We start from the raw sequence: 4976 nt of genomic DNA, 5'->3' as shown, positions 1-4976 counted from the left end.
TTGGATAATTATAAATTTTAAGTTGCGCGCCGCCACAGGATGTAGACTTTTCGCCCTATACGCCGCGCTACTAATCGCAGATATCGGCGCAGACGTCATCTACGGCATGATGTTTAAAATACCGGTCCCCGCCGCTATAACGATGGACGTCATAAATTTCATGGAGCTGTTAAATTTAATCTTAAATCCATTAGCGTCCGTAGTGCTGCTTCTTGCGTGGTTTAATATAAAAAACCCCGCCAAAGCAAAGGATCTATGGAGCTAGGCGGAGATAAAATTTGCTCGCGTTTATACTCGCGCGGAGTTTAAATTTAGACTGCGCTGGGGCGTTTGCAAAGATAAAATTTCACGCTCGCATGCGCTGTTTCGTCAAAGACACGGTCGCTAAACCCGCCCGCTTGCTATCCATCTACGCGGTGCAAGCCTTAAGCCATATCGGCGCGACCCTCGATGTGAAATTTAAGCAAATGCCATTTTATACGATTATAAGCCCGTTTCGCCACACTCGTAGCCGAAAATTTTAATCCCCGTATCGCTCTGCTCGTAGCGCAGCGCGGGGATTTTGTGCAGTAGATCTTTTAGCTTCGCTAGATCGTTTTTTCGCCCGCCGTCGAAGGCGCGCGGCACCCACACCCACGCGATCTCGTCGTATGCAAACGAGCCCACCGTAAAGCTAGCTCGCTTTGAGCCCGCCTCCCATTTGGAGGAGTTTTTGATCGCGTAGAAGTTCGGATAAAGGATTTTTTTGATGATGAAGCATTTGCAAAATTTAAAATCCGCGAAAAACTCCGCCCACGTCGCATCCTCGGTAAAATAGCCTTTCGTGCGCAGGCGCTTTTTCTCTTTGCGCAGCCTGATCGGCTCATAAAACCTCTGCCAAGCCCTCGCGCAGGCATCCATAAACGCGAGCATGCGGGCGAAGTAAATTTTAAAAAGCGCTTTGAAAAGCTCCATCTACTTCTCGATCTGCGATTTTAGCGATTTATCGATTGCGATCTCGTTTGAGTTTATGTCGATCGTTTGAAGCGCCTTGTCCTGGAAGATAAATCCGACCTCCTTCGCGCCGAAGCTCTTGGCGATCGCCTCCAGCGTGTCGGTCGCGGATTTGTGGATCTTGCCGCCAAGATCGTTGATGATTTTTAGCGAGAGCTGCTTGACCTCGTCCTTGGCGTCGTCGATGAGGAGGTTTTTATCACTCTCGTCAAAGCTCGCGCCGAATAGCCCGTTTAGCGAATCGGGCAGCAGAAACGGCAGCAGCTTGGCGTTTTTCTCATCGTAAATTTTCATATCTTTGATCGAGTATTTGTATTTGCACGGCGGCATCTTGATCTCGTAGCGATCCTCGCCCTGCGGCAGTATCGCAAACTCGGGGCTTAGTAGGTCGTAAACAAACTCGATCTCAAACTCGAAGATGATGGCGATCTGCTTTTTCGTCATCAGCGGCGAGACGAGCGAGCCCAGCAGCCCGCTGCCTACGTTTTGCTTGCGCGTGACGATCTCTTTGGAGTAAATTTTAAAAACGCTCAGCTCGCCGATACTTTTAAGCCGCGTGATGTCGGTGGCGATCTGCGGCTTGCCCGCCTGCTCGCCGCTTTTGCGCATCTTAAAAAACATAAAAACCAAGATGCAAAATATCACTAAATTTAGAAGAAAAGCAAAATTTTCCAAATTTCATCCTTTAAAATTTTATCGGTATTTTAGCAAAATACGGCGCCGATTTGTAGTGCAATTAAAATTTTACGATTTTTGCGACGCGAAATTTCAAAATCGCAAAAGAAATTTTAAAGAAGCGAGCCGCGATTATAAAATTTAATGCGGAACAGTCCGCCCCACCGCTAGCGTCGTCGGGGGATGGGCGGGGTTTGTGGGCGAGCAGAGCAATGCGGTGCTGCGGAGCAGCGCCGCCTATGTGAGAGGTGTGACCTCGCAATTCAAGCTCCCTTCCCGCCCCAAGAAAAACAGAAATCACGGCATAAATTTCACGGGCTATGAATTTGGTGATAAATTTTATTTTGTAAGTTTCTATAAAATTTCATGGATATAGCTTAGCGTCTGGGTGCATTATGCGCGATATTCGTAAGGGGGCAGCGCTCGGAGTTAGAGGGGCGCCCCCACGACTTTTTAAAATTTTGCCCCCACCCGCGCGACGCTAGTGATACGGACTGCGTCCGCGTTAAATTTAAATTACGGCTTTCGCCACATAAATTTGAGTTAAATTTCTACGCTTTTTTCAACGTCGTATTCTGAAGCTCCGATAAAATTTTAAAACAGAATTTTAAAAAAATTTAACGGCAAAATTTTACTCGCTTCTAATGTTTCGAGGCGCGGTTTGAAGGTAAAATTTAAAGCCACTTTGCTCGTTCATTGCTAGGGTCTGTTTCGTTGCCGATCGCTTCGTAGCGCGAGTAGTAAAACTCCACAAATTCCCGCACCTGTGCCTCGCGCGGCAGATACACGCCGCCGCTAAGCTCCGCAAAGCGCGATAAAAATTCCGCCGCGTCCTTTTTGTCGCAATAAAGCCGCGCCAGCTCCTCGTAGTTTTGCAGGCACGCGGACTTAAAGCTCTCGTAGCCTGCGCGGTCAAATTTAACCGACAGCCGCCCGCGCTCAAATTTCAAAACGCCCGATGCGAAAAGCAAGCTCAGATGTATCAGAGCCTCGCAGTAGTAGGGTTTGAGCTCCTCTACACGCTGCCACGCGATGAGCCCTGCGGCGCGGCGGATCAGCTCGTCCAGCACCGGCAGGCAAAACTCCTCCTCCTCATGGAAAAAGAAGCTCACGAGCCCGCCGGTGGTCGCCTTGTACTCCTCGATGAGCTTAAAAAGCCCCGAGCGGTTCATTCGCGCCTCGGTGTCTGCGTCGATGAAAAATATGTGCCCGAACTCATGCCCGATCGTCGATATTTCGTAGACGCGGCGCCAAATTTGTGGCTTTTTAAATAAAATTTCGCGCCCGAAATTTAGATAATCGAGAGTAAAAATTTCGCCGCTTAGCCGCATAAAAGGTCTAGCCTTGGCACTTTCATAGACGAAATTTACGAAGGCGAAAATTTTCTTACCGCAGTTGGTGCTTACGAACTCGTCGTTGGGTACGACCTGCGCCGAAAAAAGTCCGTTCAGATCGGCTCCGTAGTAGATCAGCGGCGCGCAGACGTAAAGTTGGGTCTTGGCGATGTTTGAGAGCACGAGCGAGTGCATGACGGCATTGTTTGCGCCGATTTTTTCATACGCACACTCAAAGCTCTCGCTTACGCGCGCTTTAAATTCCTCCGCACTGAACTCATACGCGCCTGCAAGCCTGACGTCCCATTCTAGCGCGACTGCGTGCGTGTAGGCGTCCTCGTAGTATTCGAGCGGATGCCCGATCTGAAGCGGCGTTTTTATATCCATCCACGCGATCTCCGCATCCCGCCACGCGCCGATTACCGCGCCGGCGTCTTTCTCGCAAAAGGCCTGTTTGAGCTTGGACAGATACGCGACGTAAGCTAGCTCGCTCTCATCTTCTGCAAGCGTCACCAGGCGCTCCAAAAGATCGCTAAATTCGCTCTGTAGCTTCGCCGTCTCATCCGCAAAGGCCACGGCGTAGGGAACCATTTGGGATTTGCCTTCGCGCTGCACTATCGCGCCGTAGCAGCGCTCGCAGATCTCGCCGTGAGGCGTGCGCATAAACAGCTCCTCTTGCAGCAAAAATTCCTTCGCCTGCGCAAGCGAGCTAAATTCCTTTTCCCAGCGCTTGTTCGTGCCTTCGATGATTAGGGCTTGCCAGCTTTTTTGCATATCGCTTATCACGAGCCCGATGCGGTGCACGCCCTTTAAAAGCTCCAGATAAAACGGCTGCAAAATCTCCTGCGCGCCCGCTTCGGCGATGAGTGCTGCGTGCATGCCCTCATGTATTTCGCGCGTGAAATCATACATTTTGCTCTTTAGCTCGCGCTGCCGCGCCTCATCGTAGCCCAAGCGGCGAAATTCTTGCAGCAGCGGATCCTCTTTGAGATCAACGATTCGGCGTAGCACGGCGATGCGCGCAGTATCGCCAGACTCAAAGCCGCAGATTTCCAATCCGCGCGTGATCAGCTCGGTGTGCGGCTCGTCGTAGAAGGCGTTTAGTCGCGCCTTAGCGCTCGCTGCCATCTCGCTAAGTTTTACAAAATCGTTCATCGCGTATCCTTTTTTGTCGTTTTATCGTCTTTTTACGAGCGGAATGTGCCTGCTTTGCGAGCAAAATTCTATCCTCGCGTTCGCTTAAAATTTTAAAATTTCGACATAGATTTTTGCCGATTGTATCGAAAAAGTGTTAAATTTGCGCGGTTAAAATGCGAGATTTTTAAATTTAAGGAGTAAAAATGAGCGATTTAAACTTAGACGATTTCGGCGAGCCGCGCATCAAGGTCGTAGCGCTGCCTAAGGATACGAATAGCTCGGGCAATATTTTCGGCGGCTGGATACTAGCGCAGATCGATTTAGCGGGCGCGACGGCGGCGCGCGAGATAGCGCCCGAGCGGGTCGTGACGATCTCGATGCAGGAGGTAACTTTCAAGCAGCCCGTATTTATCGGCGATGTCATCAGCTGCTACGCAAAAGTACTAAGCGTGGGAAATACCTCTATCCGCGTGCAGATCGAGGTCGCGGCGCTGCGGCTGGGCGAGGACGGATTTCGCGAGTGTCTGCACGTAACCAGCGCGATCGCAACCTACGTAAGCGTGACCAAATTAGGCCAAAAAAAGCCGATCAGCGCAGAGATCAAGCGGCTGCACGGATTTTAAAATTTTTCAAACTTTAGTTTTAGCTCAAGGAATTTTAGCGTCAAGCTTATAACGCGAAAATTCTTATGTGGGATAGGCTTAGTGCACAGAATTTGCTGCGTAAAATTTTATAATTTTAAGCGCGGAATTTTGCTGTGCAGTATTTTAGCGGAAAACCTCGCAGACGGAATTTTGGAATTTTGGAATTTTGGAATTTTGGAATTTTGGAATTTTG

5 protein-coding genes are annotated in these 4976 nt (G+C 49.6%); 2 read left to right on the top strand and 3 right to left on the bottom strand.

Annotated features, from left to right (window positions below):
• Window positions 1–265 (top strand): hypothetical protein (locus Q0340_RS05740; protein ID WP_298082517.1); only part of this gene is annotated, 265 nt, incomplete at its 5' end.
• Window positions 266–483: 218 nt separating this feature from the next.
• Here Q0340_RS05740 and Q0340_RS05735 read toward each other — a convergent pair.
• The 3 genes from Q0340_RS05735 to ciaB form a co-directional block, all read right to left on the bottom strand.
• Complete coding sequence (locus Q0340_RS05735) at window positions 484–954, bottom strand: hypothetical protein (protein ID WP_298082516.1); 471 nt, start codon at window positions 952–954, stop codon at window positions 484–486.
• Window positions 955–1668: a DUF4230 domain-containing protein gene (locus tag Q0340_RS05730; protein WP_298061710.1), complete on the bottom strand. Its 714-nt coding sequence runs from the start codon at window positions 1666–1668 to the stop codon at window positions 955–957.
• A 674-nt stretch (window positions 1669–2342) separates the two neighbouring features.
• Window positions 2343–4157 (bottom strand): invasion protein CiaB, encoded by a 1815-nt coding sequence (gene ciaB, locus Q0340_RS05725; RefSeq protein ID WP_298082515.1) that lies wholly within the window; start codon window positions 4155–4157, stop codon window positions 2343–2345.
• A gap of 185 nt (window positions 4158–4342) precedes the next feature.
• Between ciaB and Q0340_RS05720 the strand changes: the two genes are divergently transcribed.
• Complete coding sequence (locus tag Q0340_RS05720) at window positions 4343–4762, top strand: acyl-CoA thioesterase (protein ID WP_291940280.1); 420 nt, start codon at window positions 4343–4345, stop codon at window positions 4760–4762.
• Window positions 4763–4976: the final 214 nt, after the last annotated feature.

It is taken from the genome of uncultured Campylobacter sp. (assembly GCF_938045595.1).
Taxonomy (GTDB): Bacteria; Campylobacterota; Campylobacteria; order Campylobacterales; family Campylobacteraceae; genus Campylobacter_B.
This window is presented reverse-complemented; position numbering and strand designations above follow the sequence as displayed.